The organism is Ruegeria sp. BC6, from assembly GCF_056539185.1.
Genome location: NZ_JBQFUM010000003.1, coordinates 72,188 through 93,603, shown reverse-complemented (window position 1 = coordinate 93,603; position 21,416 = coordinate 72,188). Strand labels below are relative to the sequence as shown.

Below are 21,416 nucleotides of genomic sequence, written 5' to 3'. Positions count from 1 at the left end.
CCGTGGACTTATTATGGTTGAAGTGTATCGCGCTGAGAGGAAATGGCAAAAACAATGAGCGGACAAAATCCTGTGAAGCCGTCCCCTGAGGGTCTGGCGGCCTCGGTCAAGGCGGCCAAACCGCGGGGTCTGCCCCCTGTCGACAGCTGGAATCCTCCGTTCTGCGGCGATCTGGACATGCGCATCGCGCGCGATGGCACCTGGTATTACCTAGGGTCGCCCATCACCCGGTTCGAGCTTGTGAAGCTTTTTTCCTCAATTCTTAAGAAAGAAGGGGACGCCTATTTTCTGGTCACCCCGGTCGAAAAGGTCGGCATCACGGTCGAAGACGCGCCGTTTGTGGCGGTCGATTTCGACCGGACCGGCGCGGACGAGGATCAGGTTCTGACCTTTACCACCCATGTCGGCGATACGGTGTCGGCGGGTCCGGATCACCCGATACGGGTGGCCATCGACCCGGAAACAAACGAACCCAGACCCTATATATTGGTGCGATCGAACCTCGAGGCGCGGATCGACCGCAAGAGTTTCTACCGCCTTGTGGACATTGCGACGGAACGCGCCGGGCAGGTCGGGGTCTGGTCCGGCGGGCAGTTCTTTGTCTTGGGTCGCGCCGAGGAAACGCCTTAGGCAACCCGTCGTGCGGGACGGTCTTGCGCAAGGACAACCGCCAGCGCCACGACTCCGGCGCCCAGCGCCCGGGTCCAGTTCCACTCCGAACCCAGAACCACCATGATGAGCATCACGTAGAACGGGGCCACATTGATGTGGAATGACGCCAGAGCAACACCCAGCCGGCCGATCGAAGCGATGAACAGGACCTGGCTGAGGCCGAGAGAGATCACGGCGTAGATCGCCAGCATTCCTGCCTGCTGCGGGTCGATCGGCGACGATGGCCAGACTTCGAACCCGAGGACGCTCGACAGATAGAACAGCGCGCCGGCCATGAACGTGCCGCCGATCAGCGTGATCGTGGTACGTCCGGTCTGGCTGAGGTCCGGGAAGTCCCGCGCGGTCGCCATGCTGGCCCAACAGAACAGCGCGGTCGAGGCGATGGCGCAGAGCGCACCCAGTCCCAGCTGGGCCGGCGCCACCGCGCTGGTTGCGATCAGTCCACCGAGGATCGAAACAGCAACGCCCAGCGCGAAGTTCCAGCGCAATCTGCGCGTTCCTGCGGCCAGCTCGAGCAGTGTCGCAATCAAGGGCGCACAGGACGCGATGATGGCAACGGTCACGGGATCGGTCAGTTTCTGCGCGAGGATGATCAGGAACATGCCCAATCCAAGGCCAAACCCGCCCACTCGCATCGCATGGGCCCAACGCGCCCGCAGAACCGTATCCGCGCCATCGATCCACAGCCAGATCGGGATCATCACGGCCACCGCCAGCATCAGCCGCGCAGCCAGCAAGGCAACCGGCGGCCAGGTCTGCAGCAGGATTTCGGCCGCCGGGAATCCGGCCGCCCAGGTCAGCATCGACGCCACCGCCAGCCCGTTTCCGGACAGGGCGGATTGCCGCGCACCGGGCACAGCGAAACTGGGCCCGCGAACGGGGTCCGGACTCATGGCCATCGGTTTCAATCCTTTTGTTGGTGCAGCGCTACGAAAATGATTCGCTGCAATACCCCGACCCTTCACATTCGGCCCGCGCCGGTCTGGCCGATTTTCGACATATTGTCGTTTTCAAACCCTTTCTCTGCGCGCCGCCCACGACTAAGGTCAGCACGCCATCGGACAGAGAGGACAATGCCCCGATTTGCCGCCAATATCTCGCTGCTCTTTGCCGAGCTGCCTTACCTCGACCGGTTCAAGGCGGCCGCGGATGCCGGGTTCAAGGCAGTCGAGATCCTGTTTCCCTATGACCTGGCGGCCAAGGAAACACGCCGCGCATTGATGAACAACGGTCTGGACTTGGTGCTGATCAACGCGCCGCCGCCCAACTATACCGGCGGCCAGCCGGGCTATGCGGCTGTTCCGGGGGGCGAAGGGCGGTTCCAGTCCGACATCCGCCGCGTGCTGCGCTATGCCGAGGCGTTGAGGCCGGGCCTGATCCATGTGATGGCGGGCTATGCCTCGGGGGCGGACGCGCAGGACTGTTTCGTGCGCAACCTGCAATGGGCCGCGGATTTTGCACCGCATCAGCAGTTCACGATCGAACCGCTGAACCCCGTCTCGCAGCCCGGATACTTCCTGAATGACTATGATCTGGCCGCCGCGTGCCTGGACCGGATCGACCGTCCGAATGTGGGCCTGCAATTCGACAGCTTTCATGCCCGGATGATCCATGGCGATGCACAGGCCGTCTGGGACAGATTCCGCGGCCGGATCGTACATGTTCAGATCGGCTCGGCCGCCGACCGCTCGGAACCCGGCCGGGACGAGACCGATTTCCCCGCCCTGTTCGCAGCGATCGACGACAGCGGTTATCACGGCTGGGTCAGCGCCGAATACACGCCCTCAACCCGGCGCACCGACGCCTCTCTGCACTGGATGCGATAGGCCTGTGCACCTGCGCACTGGAAATCACATCTTGGATATCGCATACGAAGCGGCGACTCAGCAGAGGAACAACCGCATGATCCCCGCCCGCTTTATGATCCCCGCCCGCTTTACCCCCGTCCTGTTCGGATTGATCCTGTCGGGGCTGATGTCCTGCATCGTGACCTGCATCGCAACGGTCAAAGAGATCGGGCTGGGCCCCGAGACCTTTGCCAGCTGGATGGGCGCGTGGAGCATCAGCTGGCCAGTAGCGTTTGCGGTGGTTCTGGTCATGGCACCGTTGACCCGTCGGCTGGTCGCGCTGTTGGTCAGGCCCGAGGCCTGACCTGCCGCGAAGATGGCCCGCCGGGCCTGATGAGCGGCACGGCGCTTGCCTAATGCGCCTCGGCCCAGTTGGCGCCTTTGCCCGCATCCACCGTCAGTTTCACGTCCAGCTTCACTGCCGGATCGGGCGCGTTTTCCATCACGTCGCGCGCAATCTCGATGGTCTGATCCACCGCGTCTTCGGCCACTTCGAACAGCAGTTCGTCATGCACCTGCAGCAGCATCTTGGCTGGCAGCCCGTCTATCGCCTCGGGCATCCGCACCATCGCCCGACGGATCACGTCCGCCGCTGTACCTTGGATCGGCGCGTTGATCGCCGCCCGGCGCGCGAACCCCGCATGCGGCCCCTTGGCGTTGATTTCTGTCGTGTGGATCTTGCGACCAAACAGGGTCTGCACATAGCCATGCTCTTTGGCAAAGGCGATGGTGTCATCCATATAGCGCCGGATGCCCGGGAAACGCTCGAAATAGCGGTCGATGAAGCCCTGCGCCTCGGCCCGCGGAATGCGCAGGTTGCGCGCCAGGCCAAAGCCCGAAATGCCGTAGATCACGCCGAAATTGATCGCCTTGGCCTTACGGCGAATCTCGGGCGTCATCTCGTCCAGCGGCACGTCAAACATTTCCGACGCGGTCATGGCGTGAATGTCCAGCCCGTCGGCAAAGGCCTGTTTCAAAGCCGGAATGTCGGCGATATGCGCCAGGATGCGCAGCTCGATCTGTGAATAATCGAGCGACACCAGAACATTGCCCGGCTCGGCGATGAAAGCCTCACGGATGCGGCGGCCTTCTTCTGTGCGCACCGGGATGTTCTGCAGGTTGGGGTCGGTCGAAGCCAGACGCCCCGTGTTCGCCCCGGTGATGGCATAGGACGTATGCACCCGTCCTGTGTCGGGGTTGATATGGGTCTGCAGTGCGTCGGTATAGGTCGATTTCAGCTTGGACAGTTGCCGCCAGTCCAGCACACGGCGCGGCAGCTCATGCTCGGTCGCCAGATCTTCCAGCACGTCGGCACCGGTCGAATACTTGCCGGTCTTGCCCTTCTTGCCGCCTTCCAGACCCATCTTGTCGAACAGGATCTCGCCCAGCTGCGCGGGCGAGCCGACGTTGAAGGTTTCTCCGGCCAACTCATGGATTTCCGCCTCTAAACCGGCCATTTTCTGGGCAAAGGCGTTCGACATACGGCTCAGCACGTCGCGGTCGACCTTGATGCCATGCATCTCCATCTCGGCCAGAACCGGCACCAGGGGGCGCTCGAGCGTTTCATAGATGGTGGTCACCTGAACCCGGTGCAGCTGCGGCTTGAACAGCTTCCACAGACGCAGGGTGATGTCGGCATCCTCGGCGGCATAGGCGGTGGCCTCGTCGATCGGCACCTTGTCGAAGGTGATCGCCGATTTGCCCGAGCCCAGCAACGGCTTGATCGGGATCGGTGTGTGGCCGAGATAGCGTTCGGACAAGGTGTCCATGCCATGCCCATGCTCGCCCGCATGCATGGCATAGGACATCAGCATCGTGTCGTCGATCGGGGCCACATCCACGCCATAGCGCGCAAAGATCTTGGCGTCATATTTCATGTTCTGCCCGACCTTCAGGATCGACGGGTCCTCAAGAACCGGCTTGAGCAGCTTCAGCGCCTCATCCAGCGGCATCTGCCCCTCGGCCAGCGCCTCCGAGCCGAACAGGTCGTCGCTGGCTCCCTCGCGGTGGGTCAGCGGGATATAGCAGGCCTCGCCGGGCTCGATGCATAGCGAGATGCCGACCAGATCGGCGATCATTTCGTTCAGGCCCGTGGTCTCGGTATCCACGGCCAGCCAGCCGCGCTCATAGGCTTGATCGATCCATTTCCGCAGCGCCGCCGCATCGCGCACGCATTCGTATTTGCTGGCATCGAACGGAATGTCCTCGGCCTGCGGCTCATCTGCCGCCGGCGCCGGAGTATCCGCGATCACCGGCGGTTCGACGCCCAGCTTGTCGGCGATCCGCTTGGTCAGAGTGCGGAACTCCATCTCGGCCAGAAACGCCATCAGCTTGTCCGGATCGGGATCGCGCAGCTCCAGATCATCCAGCGTGAAATCCAGCGGTGTTTCGCAATCCAGCTGCACCAGCCTCTTCGACAACTCGATCTGATCTCGTTTCTCGATCAGGGTTTCGCGGCGCTTGGGTTGCTTGATCTCCTCGGCGCGGTCCAGCAGCGTCTCCAGATCGCCGAACTCGTTGATCAGCAGTGCCGCCGTCTTGATCCCGATCCCCGGCGCGCCCGGCACGTTGTCGACGCTGTCGCCGGCCAGCGCCTGCACATCGACGACACGCTCGGGGTAGACGCCGAATTTCTCGAACACCCCCTCGCGGTCGATGCGCTTGTTCTTCATGGCATCCAGCATCTCGACACCGTCGCCCACCAGCTGCATCAAGTCCTTGTCGGAACTGACGATGGTCACCCGCCCCCCGGCCTGGCGCGCCTGGCAGGCCAGCGTGGCGATGATGTCGTCGGCCTCGTACCCCTCCAGCTCTTTGCAGGCGATATTGAAGGCCTCGGTCGCCTGCCGGGTCAGCGGGATCTGCGGGCGCAGGTCCTCGGGCATCGCCTCGCGGTTGGCCTTGTAGAGGTCGTACATGTCATTGCGGAAGGTGTGCGAGCCCTTGTCGAAGATCACTGCCAGATGGGTCGGCGCGTCAGGGCCGTGGTCGCCATCCACGTAACGCTGCAGCATGTTGCAAAAGCCCGAAACGGCGCCAATCGGCATCCCGTCCGATTTCCGCGTCAGCGGCGGAAGGGCGTGATAGGCGCGAAAGATGAAGGCCGATCCGTCGATCAGATGCAGATGGCAGCCTTTTCCGAATTTGCTCATGCGCGCTCTCCCTGTCGGTCAGGGACGGTTCTGCCACAGGGGCAGCCGGGTGACCAGTCAGGAACGCGCCCTAGTCGCCAAACAGACCGCTGAAAACATCCGAGAAACTGTTCAGCAGCGCCATGATGACCAGCGCACCGAGGAACGCGAAAAACGCCATCGCGAAGAACTGGAACAGGATCGCGCCCGTTCCGATGACCAAACCGGCGATGGCCGGGCGGCGTTTTTCGTGCCGCAGGATGCCGATGACCGAGACGACGATCGCCAACCCGCCCAGCATGGCGACGCCGATCTGCAGAAAGTCATCCAGATCGCGGGTGGGCGCGACCGGCGCGGGCTGTTCCATCCCCGCGGCGGCCCGCAGGGTCGATTTGCCCAACTCGGCGGCCAGTTCGCCCAGCGTCACGCCGGAGGATTGCTGCGGTGCGAACGGCCCTGCCCAGAACACGAACAAGGCTGCGAACAGGGCCAGTGCCGCAAGGCAAAAGCCAGCCCATCCAAAAACCGGATTGCCGGTATCAGCAGCAGTCATATCGGTCATCATTCGCACCTACGTTGGTCACACCAACGCACTAGGTGAAAATCGCGGCGAGATTTGGGCGGACCGCGGTTGGGCAGGCAATCAGTGTTGCTGTGCGTCCTTCAGAACATACTTGCAATCGCAATAGGGGCACTCGACCCAGCCCTGATCCTCGGGGATCTGCAACCAGACGCGCGGATGGCCCAGCGCGCCCTCGCCGCCATCACAGGCGACACGGCTTGTCTCGACGATCTTGGTTTCCGGAGCTTCGATTGTCACGGCGTGCGATCCTTCACTGGTTGTCGGCCTCGCGGGCATGCATTAGGTGCGTTTATGAGCGATCAGGAAACCGGGGGCAAGAGCCAGCAATGACCGATGCAGCGATCAGCCTTCGCGGCCTGCGCAAAACCTATCGCGGCGGCAAGGGCCAGCCCGAGAAACACGCGCTGAAGGGCATCGATCTGGATATCCCGCGCGGGTCTGTCTTCGGCCTGTTGGGGCCGAACGGCGCCGGCAAATCGACCCTGATCAACATCCTGGCGGGGTTGGTGATCAAGACCGCGGGCCAGGTGACGATCTGGGGCTATGACCAGGACCGCAACCCGCGCCAGGCCCGCGCCGCCATCGGGGTGATGCCTCAAGAGCTGAACCTCGATCCGTTCTTTACCCCCCGCGGCGCGCTCGAGGTGCAGGCGGGGCTCTATGGCGTTCCCAAATCGCAGCGGCGCAGCGACGAGATCCTCGAACTAGTGGGCCTCAGCGACAAGGCCGAGGCCTATGCCCGCACGCTGTCGGGCGGGATGCGGCGGCGCCTGCTGCTGGCCAAGGCACTGGTGCACCACCCCAAAATCCTGGTTCTGGACGAACCCACCGCCGGCGTGGACATCGAACTGCGCCAGATGCTGTGGGCCAATGTGCGCAAGCTGAACCAGCAGGGCATGACCATCATCCTGACCACGCACTACCTGGAAGAAGCGCAGGAGATGTGCGACGAGATCGCCATCATCAACCACGGGGAAAAGGTGGCGCAGGACAGCACCGCCAACCTGCTGGGCCGCATGGACGGCCGCACCATGGTCATCACCCCCGAGGCCCCCGTGACCGCCCTGCCCGCCGCCCCCGGCGTTCAGGCCAGCCTGCGCGACGACGGCAGTCTGGCGCTACACTACCGCAGCCCGGAAACCAGCGCCGAGCAGGTGCTCGAAGCGGTCCGCCAAGCCGGTATCCGCATCCGCGACGTGCGCACCGAAGAGGCCGATCTCGAGGACGTGTTCCTGGCCCTGACCTCCGCGCGCGCCGACGATGCCCCGGCCGATGATCAGGACCAGCCGCGCCGAGGCCTGCACCGGGTCAAGCTGTGACTAGGCACCGTGCCACTTCGGTCTGGGCAGATGAGGTTTTTTGCAGAACAACATAAGGCCATTCGCCGTGCCGTCCTTGAGTGGCGGCATTGCGAGCCAAGCGGTCATCCAGAACACGCAATTCCCAGCCGAGATGCAGGTCAGTGTCGGACTATACGGGGGCCGTAGCTGACTGACTGGTCAGAGCAGACAACATGACCACGTCTTATTAACTCGCCAACTAGCGTTTCTAGTTCTTCGTGTTCCAAGGTCTTTCGAAAAAGGGCATTCACCGTTCCTTTTAGGGTTTTGATCTTCCTTGGACGCGAAGTTCCTCTAGACTGCAAACTGTCAACAATCGCATCAATTTTTTGATCTAACGAACTTGCGTTCGAGATTTTGACGAATGGGATTTCGGATATGTCAATATGACGGAGAGCAGGGATCTTCCTTTGTCGCAAATGTGCAATCAAAGGGTCGAAGCCCTTGTCACGAGAAATAATATGAAAGTATGCATCGGCATTGTTGGCCGCGAGTTCTCCCAAATAAAAAGCGATATGGAAGTCTAAGGCATTTGAGCCGTTACCCGTTATCTTCTTATAACCAGCACTTTCTCCTAAGCTTTGAAGTGCTTTTGCGAAGTCAAAAGGTACACTCTTTTGGTTAGCGCCGACGAAGACAATCAACCTGCAGTCATGCCCACTGAGGAGTTCAAGGTTCTTCGGCTGAACATTTTCGAAGTCGATCAGGATAAAGTTTTTTTTCAAAGGCCGTGCTCCAATTCGAGCTCGAATCAAATACAGATTACTGGATAAGGTCAATACGAAGCACCTTTATCCGCTGTGGGCTCGAACCAGAATTTCACTGCACCTGAATCGACACCCCAATTTCTGCGCACTGCAGACAGGGACTCGAAAAAGAACAAAACAAGAATATAATGACGACTCGCCATGTATGCCGAGCTGTCGATCACGTCGAACTTCACCTTCCTCACCGGGGCCTCGCACCCCGAGGAGTACATGGAGCGCGCCGTCACCCTGAGCCTGCCCGCCATCGCCATCGCCGATGACAACTCGGTGGCGGGCATCGTCCGCGCGCACACCCAGACGCGCGAGATCGCCCGCAAGGTGCGTGAACGCCGCGCGTGGGAGGAGCAGAACACGCCCATCGGCCCGCCCTGCCCCGATCACATCCCGAAACCGCCCTCGTTCCCGGTGCATGCGGTGCCGCACCTGATCCCGGCGGCGCGGCTGCTCTTTGCCGATGCCCCGCCCGTCACTGCCCTGCCCCTCAACCGGCAGGGCTGGGCCAGCCTGTGCCGCCTTCTGTCCACCGGACGGCTGCGCGCGGCCAAGGGTGACTGCATCCTGCACCTGTCCGACCTGCTGGAGTTTTCCGACGGTCTGCACCTGCTGCTCTGGCCACAGGCGGGCCGTCCGACCGGCGGCGCGAGCGGGTGGCGGACACAGGCGCAACAGCTGACGCGCCGCTTTGCCGGACGCATGCACCTACTGATGCATCCCCGCTATGACGGGGCAGATGCAGCATTTTTCCGTTTGTTAGAGGCTGAATCTCACCACCTGGACCTGCCCACCATCGCCAGCGCCGCGCCGATGATGCATCACGGCTCGCGCCGCCGGCTGGCCGATGTGCTGACCGCGATCCGCCTGCGTCGCAAGGTGGACGATCTGGGCCGCCACGCGCTGGCCAATGGCGAACAGCGCCTGCGGTCCGAGGCCGAGATGCTGCGCATCTTCAAGGGGCATGAAGGCGCCATGGCCCGCGCTTATGCGCTCAGCCAGGAACTCACCTTCTCGCTGGACGAGCTGCGCTATGAATACCCCAGCGAGGTCAGCGGCGCGGAAACCCCCGCCCAGCGCCTGCATCGGCTGGCGCATGAAGGGTTGAAATGGCGCTATCCCGCCGGCGCCCCTGAAAAGGTCAAGGCGATGCTGGCGCATGAGCTGACCCTGATCGGCAAACTGAAATACGAGCCCTATTTCCTGACCGTCCGCGACATCGTGCAGTTTGCCCGCAGCCGCGGGATCCTGTGCCAGGGGCGCGGGTCGGCGGCCAATTCGGTGGTCTGCTATTGCCTGGGCGTCACCTCGGTCAGCCCCGAGATGGGCACCATGGTGTTTGAACGATTCGTCTCCGAGGCGCGGGACGAGCCGCCCGACATCGACGTGGATTTCGAACATGAACGCCGCGAAGAGGTGATCCAGCACATCTATGAACGCTATGGCCGCCACCGCGCGGGGCTTTGCGCCACGGTGATCCACTATCGCGGCAAGCGCGCCATCCGCGAGGTGGGCCGCGCCATGGGCCTGACCGAGGACACGATTTCCGCCCTGTCCTCGCAGCTGTGGGGGTTCTTCTCGACCGCAGGGCTCGAGGCCGAGCGAATGCGCGAAATCGGCCTCGACCCCGAGGATCGCCGTATGAAACAGACTCTAACACTGGTGCATCAGATCAACGGCTTCCCCCGCCACCTGTCCCAGCATGTGGGCGGGTTCATCATCACCGAGGGCCGTCTGGACGAACTGGTGCCCATCGAGAACGCCACGATGGAGGACCGCACGGTCATCTGTTGGGACAAGGACGACATCGACAGTCTGGGCATCCTCAAGGTCGATGTCCTGAGCCTTGGCATGCTGACCTGCATCCGCAAGGCATTCGACCTGATCGCCCAGCACCACCAGACCAGCTATACGCTCGCCACCCTGCCGCCCGAGGACCCGGCGGTCTATGACATGTTGTGCCGCGCGGATTCGGTGGGCGTGTTCCAGGTGGAATCCCGTGCGCAGATGAACTTCCTGCCCCGGATGCGGCCGCGCAATTTCTATGACCTGGTGATCGAGGTCGCCATCATCCGCCCCGGCCCCATCCAGGGCGACATGGTGCATCCCTATATCCGCCGCCGGAACGGCGAGGAGGAGGTCAGCTTTCCCTCGGACGCACTGGGCGAAGTGCTGGGCAAGACGCTGGGCGTGCCGCTGTTTCAGGAACAGGCGATGCAGATCGCCATCGTCGGCGCGGGCTTCACCCCCGAGCAGGCCGACCGGCTGCGGCGGTCGCTGGCGACCTTCAAGAAGCACGGCAATGTCAGCGAATTTCGCACCCTGTTCCTGCGCGGGATGCAGCGCAACGGCTATGACGCCGAATTTGCCGAGCGCTGTTTCTCGCAGATCGAGGGGTTCGGCTCCTACGGCTTCCCCGAAAGCCACGCGGCCAGCTTTGCGCTGCTGGTCTATGCCAGCGCCTGGATCAAGTGCCACCATCCGGGGATTTTTGCCTGCGCGCTGCTGAATTCGCAGCCGATGGGGTTCTATGCCCCCGCCCAGATCGTGCGCGATGCGCGCGAGCATGGCGTGCAAGTGCGTCCGGTCTGCATCAATGCCAGCTTCTGGGACAACGTGATGGAGCCAGACGGCCATGGCGGGCTGGCCCTGCGGCTGGGCTTTCGCCAAATCAAGAGCCTGAGCGAAGAGGACGCCAGTTGGCTGACCGCCGCGCGCGGCAACGGCTACCACCAGGTTGACGACGTCTGGCGCCGCGCGGGCCTTGGCCCCTCGGTGATCGAGCGTCTAGCCGAGGCCGATGCCTTTGCCGCCTGCGGCCTGACCCGGCGCGAGGCGCTGTGGCAGGCCAAGGCGATCGCCACCGCCAAACCCCTGCCCCTGTTCGCGCAGGATCTGGAAGGCGAGGCGCTGGACGAACCCGCCGCCCATCTGCCGCAGATGTCGCTGGGCGAGCAGGTGGTCGAGGATTACGTCGCCACCCGCCTGAGCCTGCGGGCACACCCGGTGGCCCTGTTGCGGCACCTGCTGACGCCGGGGCAGCGCGACAATTCCGCCCCTGCATCCGGGCCGAAAAACGCGGTATCTGCCCGGAACAGAGCCTGAATCGAAAGCCCCGATAATGACCCGGCCCGTACTGCCCCCGCGTTTTCCAGCCACGCCCGACCAGATCCAGGCGCAGGTCACCGCATTCTACGCCCGCGTCCGGCAGGACGCCCTGCTGGGCCCGATCTTCAACCGCCACGTCACCGACTGGCCCGCGCATGAGGACCGGATCGCCGCCTTCTGGCGCAACGCCATCCTGTACGAGCGCGGCTACAGCGGCAATCCGCAGCGCGTGCATATCGAGCGCCCGGACGTGAAACCCGAAATGTTCCCCCATTGGCTGGACCTGTTCGAAGAGGTCGCCCACGGCACCCTGCCCCCGGAAACGGCCACGCCCTGGGTGGCGCTGGCCCGCCGCATCGGGACGGGGATGCAGGCCGGTGTCGCGGCCGCCCGCCAACCGGCCGGGGCACCGCCGATCCTGCGCTGAACGGCCGGCCCCGCAGAGATGTTAGCGGTAAAGTTTGGACTATCCGACTCTGCCGATTGGGTTTAATCAGGCCTCAGACACCTGCCAAAGCATCCAATCGCCCGGGACCAGCCAGATGAGCACACAGAACTCGACCCTGCAGGGACTTGGATTTGCCTTTCTCGGGTTTGCCGTCTTTGCCACCCATGACGCGCTGATCAAGACGCTGGGCGGCACCTATTCCGTGCTGCAGATCATCTTTTTCGCCACGCTGTTCTCCTTTGTGCCGATGGCGGTCACGATTCTTGCGGACAAGGCCACTGGAAACTTCCTGCCCCGCCATCCTTGGTTGGTCATGCTGCGCTCGGGGCTGATGGTCACGGGTATGTCCTGTGCCTTCTACGCCTTTTCGGTCCTGCCCCTGGCCGAAGTCTATTCGCTGCTGTTTTCCTTTCCGCTAATCGTCACCGTCCTGTCGATCCCGATTCTGGGCGAGGTCGTGCGCGCCCAACGCTGGGCCGCAGTGGGCGTGGGCCTGATCGGGGTACTGATCGTCCTGCGCCCCGGCGCGACCGAGATCACCCTCGGCCACCTTGCCGCCCTGACGGCCGCGTTCTGCAGCGCCTTCGCATCCGTGCTGGTGCGAAAGATCGGAAACGAGGAACGCTCGGCGGTGCTGATCCTTTATCCGATGCTGCTGGCGATCGCGGTCATGAGCCTTGCGCAACCGGCGGTCTATCAGCCGCCCTCTCTGATCCATCTGGCGATGATGGCTTTGGTCGGCGTGTTTTCGGTGATCGCCCAGCACCTGATCATCCTGGCCTATCGCGCGGCACCGGCGGGCGTGGTTGCACCCAGCCAGTACAGCCAGATCATCTGGGCCACGATTTTCGGCGCGGTGTTCTTTGGGGAAAAGCCCGACAAATGGGTGGCCGTGGGTGCCGCGATCATCATCGCATCGGGCATCTTCGTCGTCTGGCGCGAAAGCCGGGCAGACGTGTCCACGAACAAACCAGTTCTACGTGTGCGTTCGCCACGCGTAGATACGGGCGCATCAGCAAGGCCAAAGTCGAACACCGACCAGTCTTGAGCTGAGCCGCCACAAAAAAACGGCGCAGATCGACTGCGCCGTCCAATTTTTGTCAAGGTGACCCAAACCTCAATAAACCACCACCGACCGGATGCTTTCGCCCTTGTGCATCAGATCGAAGCCGGTGTTGATGTCGTCCAGGCCCATGGTGTGGGTGATCATCGGGTCGATCTCGATCTTCCCTTCCATGTACCAGTCGACGATTTTGGGCACGTCCGTGCGCCCACGCGCGCCGCCGAAGGCGGTGCCGCGCCACGACCGGCCGGTGACCAGCTGGAACGGACGGGTCGAGATCTCGGCCCCCGCGGGTGCCACACCGATGATGATGGATTCGCCCCAGCCTTTGTGCGCCGATTCCAGCGCCGCGCGCATCACCTGCACGTTGCCGGTGGCGTCAAAGGTGTAATCCGCACCGCCCTTGGTCAGGTTCACCAGATAGGGGACAAGATCGCCCTCGACCTCGGTCGGGTTCACGAAATCGGTCATGCCGAATTTTTCGGCCATCTCGACCTTGGCGGGGTTCAAGTCAACGCCGACGATCTGATCGGCCCCGGCCAGACGCAGACCCTGGATCACGTTCAGGCCGATGCCGCCCAGGCCGAACACGATGGCGCGGCTGCCGATCTCGACTTTGGCGGTGTTGATCACCGCGCCGATGCCCGTGGTCACGCCACAGCCGATATAGCAGATCTTGTCGAACGGCGCGTCCTCGCGCACCTTGGCAAGTGCAATCTCGGGCAAAACCGTGTGGTTCGAGAAAGTCGAGCATCCCATGTAGTGCAGGATCGGATCCCCATCCAGCGTCGAGAAACGCGAGGTGCCGTCGGGCATCAGGCCCTTGCCCTGCGTCTCGCGGATGGCCTGGCACAGATTGGTCTTGGGATGCAGGCAGTATTCGCACTCGCGACATTCCGGAGTGTAGAGCGGGATCACGTGATCGCCCGGCTTAAGGCTGGTCACGCCGGGGCCGACCTCGACCACGACGCCCGCGCCCTCGTGGCCCAGAATGGCCGGAAACAGGCCTTCGGGGTCGGCGCCCGACAGGGTGAATTCGTCGGTATGGCAGATGCCGGTGGCCTTGATCTCGACCAGAACCTCGCCCGCCTTGGGGCCTTCGAGGTTCACGTCCATCACTTCCAAGGGCTTGCCCGCCTGAACGGCGACGGCGGCACGGGTTCGCATGTTGCTTGTCTCCCTGTCTTGTTTGACCCGACCCTGCGTCAAATACAGGGTGTTTTCAACTGCGCTTTCATGGCAGTCTCTGTAAGCTTTTGATATTTCAGAAACGACATTGCCGAAAAGAGGAGCGCCAATGTACCGGTTCATCCCGATCCTGATCGTCCTGGCCGCCTGCGCCGAAACCGACCTGCCCGAACCGGGCTCTGCCGAACTGGATGCCGCCCCGGTGGATCTGGCCTTTTGCAAGGGCGAACCCTTTGCCCAGTCCGTTGGGCAACCGGTCTCGACCATTCAGGCCAGCCTGCCGGAACGGAGCCGCGTTCTGGGCCCTGATGACATCGCCACGCAGGATTACCGCATCGACCGGCTGAACGTCTATGTGAACGGAGCCGGGGTCATTCAGCGGCTGACCTGCGGATAAGGGCGGACTCGACTCGGGGTATGATTCTCAGATAAGAACAAAATGAGAACATTTTGATGTCTGCCCGATGCCCAAACGCCGAATACTCTCGTTGTGGTTTCCCCGTCTGGGGGCCGAACGGCTGATCCGCGCCGCGCGGGGCCTGCATACAGGCCCGCTGGCGGTGGTGGCCGAACAGTCGAACATGCAGGTCATCACCTCGCTGAATGCCGAGGCACAAGCAGCCGGTCTGCGCGTGGGCCAGCCGGTGCGCGATGCCCATGCCATGTGCGCGGCCCTTGTCACCCGCCCCCGCAACGCCCCGGCCGAGGCCGCATTTCTGACTGCGCTGCGCCGCTGGGCGGGCAAGTTCAGCCCCTGGGTCGCCGAAGAGGCGCCCGATGGCCTGATCGTCGATCTGTCAGGCTGCGCCCACCTGTTCGGCGGCGAAGAGGCGCTGCTGGAGGTGATCGAGACCGACTGCGCCGACATGGGGCTGAGCGTGCAGATGGGCATCGCCGACACGCTGGGCGCGGCCTGGGCGCTGGCGCGCTATGCCGGGCAAGAGGCCACCTCGGACCGCAATGGCGACGCCATTTCCCAAGAGGCCCGCGCCACCCGCGCCCGGGCTGGCAAGCGGCGGCACTGGACCAAGGGCGGCGCCGCGCCGCAGGTGGTGGCCGCGGGCGGCGGGGCCCGGATCGCGCCGCCGGGGCAGGCCTATGGCGTACTCAGCCCCCTGCCCATCGCGGCGCTGCGGCTGGACGACCAGACCGTGGCGCAGCTGAACCGGCTGGGCCTGCGGCGGATCGGCGACCTGCTGGGCCAGCCGCGTGCCGGTTTGGCCCGCCGGTTCGGGCGCGGGCTGGTGCTGCGGTTGGATCAGGCGATGGGCAGCGCGCCCGAGCCGGTCTCGCCCGCCCGCCCCCCGCATCACTTTGCGGTGCGAATGACCCTACCCAACCCGATCGGTCTGGCCGAGGACGTGATGGCCGCCATCGACCGGATGCTGCCGACCCTGTGCGCGCGGCTGGAAGAAAAGGCGCGCGGGGCGCGGACCCTGCGGCTCGAGGCGCATCGCACCGATCAGGCGGCCGAGATCGTCGAGATCGGGCTGGCCCGCCCGAGCCATGACAAATACCGCATTCGCCCTTTGTTAGAGATGAAAATCGACCAGATCGACGCAGGCTATGGAATCGACATGCTGCGCCTTGCGGCGGTGCAGACCGAGCCGGTGCATGCCCGCACCCTGACCGGCCATGCGGAGGCCAGCCGCGCCGTCCGCAACCGGCTGGAGGGGAACACCGCGCTGGACGATCTGATCGGCAAACTGGGCGCGCGTGTGGGGCTCGAGGCGATCACGCGGCAACACCCGGCGGCCTCGCACATCCCCGAGAAAACCGCCCAGACGCTGGCGGCGGCCTGGTCGGAACCGGCGCGCGACTGGCCCGCCCCGCCGCGCCCGCGCCCCCTGCTGATTTGGCGGCCCGAGCCGGTGATGGCCCCCGACCGCCCCGATGTGCCCGCCAATTTCCGCTGGCGCGGGCGCGACTGGCACCTGGCGCAGGCCACCGGCCCGGAACGGATCGCCCCGGAATGGTGGCTGGACGACCCCAACTGGCGCAGCGGCGTGCGCGATTACTGGGTGGTGGTGACCGAACAGGGCGAGCGGCTATGGCTGTTCTACGGCCATGGCGGCACCATGTCGGCGGGCTGGTTCTGTCAGGGACGCTTTGGTTAGAGTCTATTTTCCGCGATAAACCAGAAGATCCGGAAGGTAATCGATCAGCCGGATGACCCACGAGAACGGCGCCGGAAAGTCGGTCCGGAAGCGCCGGTGCGCCATTGCGCGCAGTACGCGCTGCGCGGCGTCTTCGGGCTCCATCAGCATCGGCATCTTGAAGCTGTTCTTGTCGGTCAGCCGGGTCTTGATGAACCCCGGATTGACGATGCGCACCGTCACCCCGGTTCCGGCCAGGTCATGCCGCATCGTTTCGGCCAGCGATATCAGCGCCGCCTTGCTGGACCCGTACCCGATCGCCGCAGGCAGTCCGTGATAGCCCGCCAGCGACCCGATCAGGGTAATGTCGCCACGTCCCGCCTGCACCATGGCCGGCACGGTTTCCCCCAGAACCCGCAGCGCGCCTGAATAGTTCACGTCGCTGACGGCCAGCGCGGCTTCGGTCTTCCAGTCCTGCGCGCGCATCGGCTCATAGGCCCCGGCGTTGTAGACCAGACCGTCCACCGGGCCGACTTCGGCCACGGCGCGGCGCACCTGCGCCAGATCGGTCACGTCCAGCGGCACCGCACGGGCATTGGGCAGCGCGGCGCAGATCTGCTCAAGCCGCTCGGCATTCCGCGCGGACAGCACTAGGTGCGCGCCCTGACCGCCCAAGCCCTCGGCCAGCGCCCGGCCCAGCCCTTCGCTGGCGCCGATGATCCAATAGGTTTTTCCGTCAAAACTGCTCATGCCGGGCGGTTCGCATGTGCCGAAGCGTGAACAGCCGCGGTCTTGGATTGGGTTGTCTCGATCATAACACCTTTCATTACGCGGACGGGCAGACCCCGGATCACCAGCAACCGCGATTGGTGCAATCCTGACGCACTGCCCGCCGATCAGCGGGAAACAGGGAAAAACATGGCCCGGATTTGATCCGCTCCGGCCTACCCTGCGTATCTTATTGTAAAATGTCGCATAAAGAGGATGGCATGTTCGACGAAACCCGGGGCGTACGGAAAAAAATCGCAATTGTAGGCGCAGGCATCTCAGGATTATCAGCGGCTTATTACCTGTCAGCGAGTCACGACGTCACCCTGTACGAGGCCGAACCCCGTCTGGGCGGACATGCGCGCACGGTGATGGCCGGCCGCAATGGTGATCAACCGGTCGATACCGGGTTCATCGTCTTCAACTATGCCACCTATCCCTACCTGACCAAGCTGTTCAGTGAACTGGACGTGCCGGTCATCAAAAGCGAGATGAGCTTTGGCGCCACCATCGACAATGGGCGCATCGAATATGGTCTGAACAACCTGCGCACGATCACCGCGCAGAAGCGCAACCTCGTGCGGCCCTCCTATTACAAGATGATCGCCGACATCCTGCGCTTTGGCAAAGAAGCGCCCGAGGCCGCTCGGGATGATGACACCACGATTGGTGAACTGGTTGACCAGATGCGGCTGGGCCACTGGTTCCGCAACAATTACCTGATGCCGATGTGCGGCGCGATCTGGTCCACGCCGGTAGAGTTCGTTGATCAGTTCCCGGCACGGTCGCTGGTGCAGTTCTTCCGCAACCACGCCTTGCTGTCCAGCAAACGCGGCGCCCAGCACCAGTGGTGGACGGTAAAGGGTGGCAGCATCGAATATGTCCGCCGGATCGAATCCGCGTTGCGCGGCCGGGGTTGCGACATCCGCCTGGGCGCGCCGGTCTCTAACGTCGAACGCGATGCCTTGGGCGTGACCGTTCAGGCGCAGGGCCGCTCGGATCAGTATGACGAGATCATCCTGGCCACCCATTCCGACCAGTCGCTGGCCATTCTGGGCCAGAACGCCACCGCCGACGAGGCCGCGGCCCTGGGCGCGATCCGCTATCAGCCCAACCGCGCGGTCTTGCACTGCGACCCCAGCCAGATGCCGCGCCGCCGCGCCTGCTGGTCCAGCTGGACCTACCGCTCGCAGGCGGGCAACGTGGGCGTGACCTATTGGATGAACCGGTTGCAGAACATCCCTGAAAGCGACCCGTTGTTCGTCACCCTGAACCCGTCTTCCGACATCGCGCCAGACAAAATCTATGACGAGGTGGAATTCGCCCATCCGGTGTTCGACAAGGCCGCGCTGAAAGCGCAGGGCCAGATCCGCGCGATGCAGGGCCGCAACCGGACCTGGTTCGCCGGCGCCTACAACCGGCACGGGTTCCACGAAGACGGAATCGCCAGCGCGATGCATGTTGTCGGGCTGTTGAACGGCGATCCGCAAACCATCGGAGCTGAAAATGCGATACCTGATCCAAGCGTCGCTGTCCCGGTTACGGCCAGCCCGTAACGCAGCGATCCTGAGCCTGGTTCTGCTGGCCCCTGCCGGGCTGGCGGCCACGCCCGTCACCAACGTGCTGCCCGATGCCGAGCTGCGTGGCACTGCCACCTTCCGGTTCCTAGGTCTGCCGATCTATGATGCGCAGCTGTTCACCAAAGGCGGCGGCCCGCTCAGCTGGTCGCAGGATTTTGGGCTGAAGCTGACCTATCGGAAATCGTTGAAGCAGAAGGCGTTGATCGAATCCACGCTGGACGAGATGGCCCGGCAGGGCAACAGCGCCCCGATCGAGGCGCAGTTGAAAACCTGTTATCAGGCGGTTGGTGCCGGGGACAGCTATCTGGCCGTCACCAAAGGCCCCGACGCGATCGAGTTCTGGCGCAACGGGCGCAAGACCTGCACCCTCTCCTATCCGGGGATCAAGCGTAGTTTCATGTCGATCTTTCTGGGCAACAACACCCGGTCCGCCGCCTTTACGCGACAGCTGCGGGGTCAGTGATGCTGTATCCGCGTGTCAGCCTCTATGCGCTGATGCTTGCTGCGGCGGGTATCCCGCTCTACATCCACCTGCCGCGCTTTGCGGCCGTGAACCTCGGGATCGGCCTGGGCGTGATCGGTACGGTTCTGCTGCTGATCCGGCTGGTGGATCTGGTGCAAGACCCGCTGATCGGTTGGGCCATTGACCGCTGGCCCGGCGGGCAGATGGGCTTTGCCGTCTTGGCCGCAGGGGGTCTGGCAGTGGGTTTTCCGCTGTTGTTCTCACTGCCACAGGGGGCGAGCGTCGGCGCCCTCGTGGCGATCCTGATCCTGCTGTTTTCCGCCTACAGCTTGGGCACGATCCTGCTTTATGGTCGCAGCGCGACGCTGGCGAAACAAGCCACCCCGCGCGAGTTGATGACGCTCGCCGCCTTTCGTGAGGGCGGGCAACTAGCAGGCGTGGTCCTGGCCGCCAGCGCACCGGCGCTGTTCGTCGCCTTGGGCGCGGGCGCGCAGGGCTATCCGGCCTTCGGGCTGTTTCTGGGCGCGCTGGCGGTGGTCACCATGGTGCTAACATTGCCGATCTGGCGGCGCGCGCCCATCACCGGTCAGGGGTTGTCGTTCGACGGGCTGGGTCAGGCAGGGGCCCTGCGTCTGCTGGCGCTGGCGCTCGTCAACAGCCTGCCGGTTGCGATCACCTCGACACTGTTCCTGTTCTTCGTCGAGGACCGGCTGCAATTGCCGGGCAAGGCCGGGCCGCTGCTGATCCTGTTCTTCCTCAGCGCCGGGGCGACAGTGCCGCTCTGGGCGCGGCTCAGCAACCGGATCGGCCCGAAACAGACTCTGATCATCGCGATGCCGCTGGCCATTCTGGGCTTTGTCGGCGCGGCCATGCTGGCGCCCGGCAATCTGGTCGGTTTCGCGGTGATCTGCCTGGCGTCGGGGGCGGCGCTGGGGGCGGACATGGTGGTTCTGCCGGCCATGTTCTCGGTGGTGCTGACACGCGCGGGGCTGAATGCTTCGGCCGCCTTCGGCATCTGGTCATTCGCCGGCAAACTGGGGCTGGCTTTGGCCGCATTCTTCACCCTTCCGCTGCTGGAACGCAGCGGCTTCGTGCCCGGTCAGACGAATTCGGCGCAGGCGTTGGAAACGCTCAACCTAGCCTATGCCGTGCTGCCCTGCATCCTGAAACTCGGCGCGTTCGGAATGGTCCTGACGCTGCCTACAGAGGTACCCGCAAAATGACATTTCTTCTGATTGCCGCACTGGCCGTATTGGCCCTGATCGCGGTCAAAACCCGCCTTCTCAGCTTTCGCGCGCAATCGCCGTCGGACTATACCGGAACCGGCCCCGATTTCTCGCTGAAGGACAATCTGAACGGGGAAATCCTGTCCGAAGGGCTGATCTATGGCCCGACCGGCAAGATGTCGAACAGCTTCGTGGCGCGGATGATCGGGGAATGGAACGGCAATTCCGGCACTCTGACCGAGTATTTCACCTATTCGAACGGCAAGCAGATGACCCGCAAATGGTACCTGACCATGGGCACAGGCAACAGCTTTACCGCAACCGCCGACGACATCGTCGGCGAAGGCCGCGGCGTTATCTCGGGCGCGACGGTCAAACTGACCTATCGTATCGTTCTGCCCGAAGACGCCGGGGGCCACACCCTGGACGTCACCGACTGGATGTACCTGACCGAGAGCGGGGCGATCATGAACCGCTCGGAAATGCGCAAGTTCGGGCTGAAGGTGGCCGAATTGGTCGCCACGATGCGTCCTGCTCCGCCGGAAAAGACGGCGCATGTGCCCGGTGCGAACGGTCATGACCGGACCGCCGACCCGAGGGCCCTGCAATGACCCGGCTCATGAAACGACTGGCCTTCGCGTGCCTGCTACTGACGGCGGCCTGTGCCTTCAAACCGAAAGTGCCGACCACTTTCCTGTCGGACCGCCAGCTGAACCTCGAAGAGTTCTTTGAGGGCAACACCGTGGCCTATGGGCAGTTCCAGGATGTTCTGGGCAATATCCCCCGCCGGTTCACGGTCGACATCAACGGGACATGGGACGGTCAGACGCTGACTTTGGTCGAAGACTTCGTCTATGACGACGGCGCCACCGAACAGCGCATCTGGACCCTCACCAAAACCGGCGAGGATACCTGGACGGGCACCGCGCCCGGCGTTCTGGGCACCGCGTCGGGAACCGAGCGCGGCGACACGTTCAACTGGAAATACCGCATTGACCTGCCAGTGAAGGACGGTACGATGCGTGTCGATTTCGACGACTGGATGTGGCTGCTGGACGATGACCGCCTGCTGAACCGCGCCTACGTCTCGCGCTTTGGCATCCGACTGGGCGAAGTCGTGCTGTTCTTTGAAAAGAAGTAACCGC

At 63.6% G+C, this 21,416-nt stretch carries 21 protein-coding genes; 14 read left to right on the top strand and 7 right to left on the bottom strand.

Annotated features, from left to right (window positions below; genetic code table 11):
• Positions 1 to 54: 54 nt before the first annotated feature.
• The gene (locus ACR0MM_RS11005; RefSeq protein WP_170539882.1) at positions 55 to 630 is read left to right on the top strand and encodes a DUF1285 domain-containing protein; all 576 of its coding nucleotides are present in this window, start codon (positions 55 to 57) and stop codon (positions 628 to 630) included.
• On the opposite strand, the gene ACR0MM_RS11000 is transcribed toward ACR0MM_RS11005, so the two are convergent.
• Positions 627 to 1,571 carry a DMT family transporter gene (locus tag ACR0MM_RS11000; protein ID WP_170539880.1) on the bottom strand — a complete coding sequence of 315 codons (945 nt, stop codon included), beginning with the start codon at positions 1,569 to 1,571 and terminating at the stop codon, positions 627 to 629. The genes ACR0MM_RS11005 and ACR0MM_RS11000 overlap by 4 nt on opposite strands.
• 174 nt (positions 1,572 to 1,745) lie before the next feature.
• Between ACR0MM_RS11000 and ACR0MM_RS10995 the strand changes: the two genes are divergently transcribed.
• Positions 1,746 to 2,498 (top strand): hydroxypyruvate isomerase family protein, encoded by a 753-nt coding sequence (locus ACR0MM_RS10995; RefSeq protein WP_480696124.1) that lies wholly within the window; start codon positions 1,746 to 1,748, stop codon positions 2,496 to 2,498.
• 31 nt (positions 2,499 to 2,529) lie between these two features.
• Positions 2,530 to 2,823 (top strand): DUF2798 domain-containing protein, encoded by a 294-nt coding sequence (locus ACR0MM_RS10990; RefSeq protein WP_480696122.1) that lies wholly within the window; start codon positions 2,530 to 2,532, stop codon positions 2,821 to 2,823.
• Between the two features lie 49 nt (positions 2,824 to 2,872).
• Here ACR0MM_RS10990 and polA read toward each other — a convergent pair whose 3' ends face one another.
• From polA to ACR0MM_RS10975, 3 genes are all read right to left on the bottom strand, one after another.
• Complete coding sequence (gene polA / locus ACR0MM_RS10985; protein WP_480696120.1) at positions 2,873 to 5,671, bottom strand: DNA polymerase I; 2,799 nt, start codon at positions 5,669 to 5,671, stop codon at positions 2,873 to 2,875.
• Between the two features lie 70 nt (positions 5,672 to 5,741).
• The gene (locus tag ACR0MM_RS10980) at positions 5,742 to 6,212 is read right to left on the bottom strand and encodes a hypothetical protein (protein WP_480696118.1); all 471 of its coding nucleotides are present in this window, start codon (positions 6,210 to 6,212) and stop codon (positions 5,742 to 5,744) included.
• A gap of 81 nt (positions 6,213 to 6,293) precedes the next feature.
• A complete protein-coding gene (locus tag ACR0MM_RS10975) occupies positions 6,294 to 6,470 on the bottom strand; it encodes a zinc-finger domain-containing protein (RefSeq protein ID WP_005980050.1) in 177 nt (58 codons plus the stop codon).
• 89 nt (positions 6,471 to 6,559) lie between these two features.
• On the opposite strand from ACR0MM_RS10975, the gene ACR0MM_RS10970 reads away from it, so the two are divergent.
• On the top strand, positions 6,560 to 7,552 hold the full coding sequence (locus ACR0MM_RS10970; protein ID WP_480696116.1) for an ABC transporter ATP-binding protein: 993 nt from the start codon (positions 6,560 to 6,562) through the stop codon (positions 7,550 to 7,552).
• A gap of 140 nt (positions 7,553 to 7,692) precedes the next feature.
• Here the strand turns inward: ACR0MM_RS10970 and ACR0MM_RS10965 are convergent, their stop codons facing one another.
• Complete coding sequence (locus ACR0MM_RS10965) at positions 7,693 to 8,298, bottom strand: PIN domain-containing protein (RefSeq protein ID WP_480696114.1); 606 nt, start codon at positions 8,296 to 8,298, stop codon at positions 7,693 to 7,695.
• A gap of 183 nt (positions 8,299 to 8,481) precedes the next feature.
• On the opposite strand from ACR0MM_RS10965, the gene ACR0MM_RS10960 reads away from it, so the two are divergent.
• The 3 genes from ACR0MM_RS10960 to ACR0MM_RS10950 all read left to right on the top strand — a co-directional run bounded on the left by ACR0MM_RS10960 (position 8,482) and on the right by ACR0MM_RS10950 (position 12,935).
• Positions 8,482 to 11,436 (top strand): error-prone DNA polymerase, encoded by a 2,955-nt coding sequence (locus ACR0MM_RS10960; protein WP_480696112.1) that lies wholly within the window; start codon positions 8,482 to 8,484, stop codon positions 11,434 to 11,436.
• 16 nt (positions 11,437 to 11,452) lie between these two features.
• Positions 11,453 to 11,866, top strand: a complete 414-nt coding sequence (locus ACR0MM_RS10955; RefSeq protein ID WP_480696110.1) for a group III truncated hemoglobin — start codon at positions 11,453 to 11,455, stop codon at positions 11,864 to 11,866.
• Positions 11,867 to 11,981: 115 nt separating this feature from the next.
• Entirely contained in the window at positions 11,982 to 12,935 is a 954-nt protein-coding gene (locus ACR0MM_RS10950; protein WP_170364052.1) for a DMT family transporter, read from the top strand.
• A gap of 69 nt (positions 12,936 to 13,004) precedes the next feature.
• Here the strand turns inward: ACR0MM_RS10950 and ACR0MM_RS10945 are convergent, their stop codons facing one another.
• On the bottom strand, positions 13,005 to 14,117 hold the full coding sequence (locus tag ACR0MM_RS10945; RefSeq protein WP_480696108.1) for an S-(hydroxymethyl)glutathione dehydrogenase/class III alcohol dehydrogenase: 1,113 nt from the start codon (positions 14,115 to 14,117) through the stop codon (positions 13,005 to 13,007).
• A gap of 130 nt (positions 14,118 to 14,247) precedes the next feature.
• Between ACR0MM_RS10945 and ACR0MM_RS10940 the strand changes: the two genes are divergently transcribed.
• Complete coding sequence (locus ACR0MM_RS10940) at positions 14,248 to 14,535, top strand: I78 family peptidase inhibitor (RefSeq protein ID WP_170360393.1); 288 nt, start codon at positions 14,248 to 14,250, stop codon at positions 14,533 to 14,535.
• Positions 14,536 to 14,602: 67 nt separating this feature from the next.
• A complete protein-coding gene (locus tag ACR0MM_RS10935) occupies positions 14,603 to 16,255 on the top strand; it encodes a Y-family DNA polymerase (protein ID WP_480696106.1) in 1,653 nt (550 codons plus the stop codon).
• Between the two features lie 3 nt (positions 16,256 to 16,258).
• On the opposite strand, the gene ACR0MM_RS10930 is transcribed toward ACR0MM_RS10935, so the two are convergent.
• Positions 16,259 to 16,984, bottom strand: coding sequence for an SDR family NAD(P)-dependent oxidoreductase (locus ACR0MM_RS10930; RefSeq protein ID WP_480696104.1), 726 nt, complete (start codon positions 16,982 to 16,984; stop codon positions 16,259 to 16,261).
• A gap of 239 nt (positions 16,985 to 17,223) precedes the next feature.
• Between ACR0MM_RS10930 and ACR0MM_RS10925 the strand changes: the two genes are divergently transcribed.
• Genes ACR0MM_RS10925 through ACR0MM_RS10905 form a run of 5 tightly spaced genes read left to right on the top strand, consistent with a single transcriptional unit; the run spans position 17,224 to position 21,412 of the window.
• A complete protein-coding gene (locus tag ACR0MM_RS10925; RefSeq protein ID WP_480696102.1) occupies positions 17,224 to 18,558 on the top strand; it encodes an NAD(P)/FAD-dependent oxidoreductase in 1,335 nt (444 codons plus the stop codon).
• On the top strand, positions 18,509 to 19,045 hold the full coding sequence (locus ACR0MM_RS10920) for a hypothetical protein (protein ID WP_170440030.1): 537 nt from the start codon (positions 18,509 to 18,511) through the stop codon (positions 19,043 to 19,045). Before ACR0MM_RS10925 ends, ACR0MM_RS10920 begins: the two co-directional genes overlap by 50 nt.
• Positions 19,045 to 20,268 carry an MFS transporter gene (locus ACR0MM_RS10915; protein WP_480696100.1) on the top strand — a complete coding sequence of 408 codons (1,224 nt, stop codon included), beginning with the start codon at positions 19,045 to 19,047 and terminating at the stop codon, positions 20,266 to 20,268. Before ACR0MM_RS10920 ends, ACR0MM_RS10915 begins: the two co-directional genes overlap by 1 nt.
• The gene (locus ACR0MM_RS10910; RefSeq protein WP_170342870.1) at positions 20,265 to 20,882 is read left to right on the top strand and encodes a DUF3833 family protein; all 618 of its coding nucleotides are present in this window, start codon (positions 20,265 to 20,267) and stop codon (positions 20,880 to 20,882) included. Before ACR0MM_RS10915 ends, ACR0MM_RS10910 begins: the two co-directional genes overlap by 4 nt.
• 8 nt (positions 20,883 to 20,890) lie before the next feature.
• Positions 20,891 to 21,412, top strand: a complete 522-nt coding sequence (locus ACR0MM_RS10905) for a DUF3833 family protein (RefSeq protein ID WP_480696509.1) — start codon at positions 20,891 to 20,893, stop codon at positions 21,410 to 21,412.
• Positions 21,413 to 21,416: the final 4 nt, after the last annotated feature.

Coding starts and splice junctions, on each gene's coding strand:
- ACR0MM_RS10905 (WP_480696509.1), top strand. CDS start 20,891: ATGAAACGACTGGCCTTCGCGTGCCTGCTACTGACGGCGGCCTGTGCC.
- ACR0MM_RS10920 (WP_170440030.1), top strand. CDS start 18,509: ATGCGATACCTGATCCAAGCGTCGCTGTCCCGGTTACGGCCAGCCCGT.
- ACR0MM_RS10910 (WP_170342870.1), top strand. CDS start 20,265: ATGACATTTCTTCTGATTGCCGCACTGGCCGTATTGGCCCTGATCGCG.
- ACR0MM_RS10950 (WP_170364052.1), top strand. CDS start 11,982: ATGAGCACACAGAACTCGACCCTGCAGGGACTTGGATTTGCCTTTCTC.
- ACR0MM_RS10925 (WP_480696102.1), top strand. CDS start 17,224: ATGTTCGACGAAACCCGGGGCGTACGGAAAAAAATCGCAATTGTAGGC.
- ACR0MM_RS11005 (WP_170539882.1), top strand. CDS start 55: ATGAGCGGACAAAATCCTGTGAAGCCGTCCCCTGAGGGTCTGGCGGCC.
- polA (WP_480696120.1), bottom strand. CDS start 5,671: ATGAGCAAATTCGGAAAAGGCTGCCATCTGCATCTGATCGACGGATCG.
- ACR0MM_RS11000 (WP_170539880.1), bottom strand. CDS start 1,571: ATGGCCATGAGTCCGGACCCCGTTCGCGGGCCCAGTTTCGCTGTGCCC.
- ACR0MM_RS10930 (WP_480696104.1), bottom strand. CDS start 16,984: ATGAGCAGTTTTGACGGAAAAACCTATTGGATCATCGGCGCCAGCGAA.
- ACR0MM_RS10955 (WP_480696110.1), top strand. CDS start 11,453: ATGACCCGGCCCGTACTGCCCCCGCGTTTTCCAGCCACGCCCGACCAG.
- ACR0MM_RS10940 (WP_170360393.1), top strand. CDS start 14,248: ATGTACCGGTTCATCCCGATCCTGATCGTCCTGGCCGCCTGCGCCGAA.
- ACR0MM_RS10960 (WP_480696112.1), top strand. CDS start 8,482: ATGTATGCCGAGCTGTCGATCACGTCGAACTTCACCTTCCTCACCGGG.
- ACR0MM_RS10945 (WP_480696108.1), bottom strand. CDS start 14,117: ATGCGAACCCGTGCCGCCGTCGCCGTTCAGGCGGGCAAGCCCTTGGAA.
- ACR0MM_RS10935 (WP_480696106.1), top strand. CDS start 14,603: ATGCCCAAACGCCGAATACTCTCGTTGTGGTTTCCCCGTCTGGGGGCC.
- ACR0MM_RS10980 (WP_480696118.1), bottom strand. CDS start 6,212: ATGACCGATATGACTGCTGCTGATACCGGCAATCCGGTTTTTGGATGG.
- ACR0MM_RS10915 (WP_480696100.1), top strand. CDS start 19,045: ATGCTGTATCCGCGTGTCAGCCTCTATGCGCTGATGCTTGCTGCGGCG.
- ACR0MM_RS10970 (WP_480696116.1), top strand. CDS start 6,560: ATGACCGATGCAGCGATCAGCCTTCGCGGCCTGCGCAAAACCTATCGC.
- ACR0MM_RS10995 (WP_480696124.1), top strand. CDS start 1,746: ATGCCCCGATTTGCCGCCAATATCTCGCTGCTCTTTGCCGAGCTGCCT.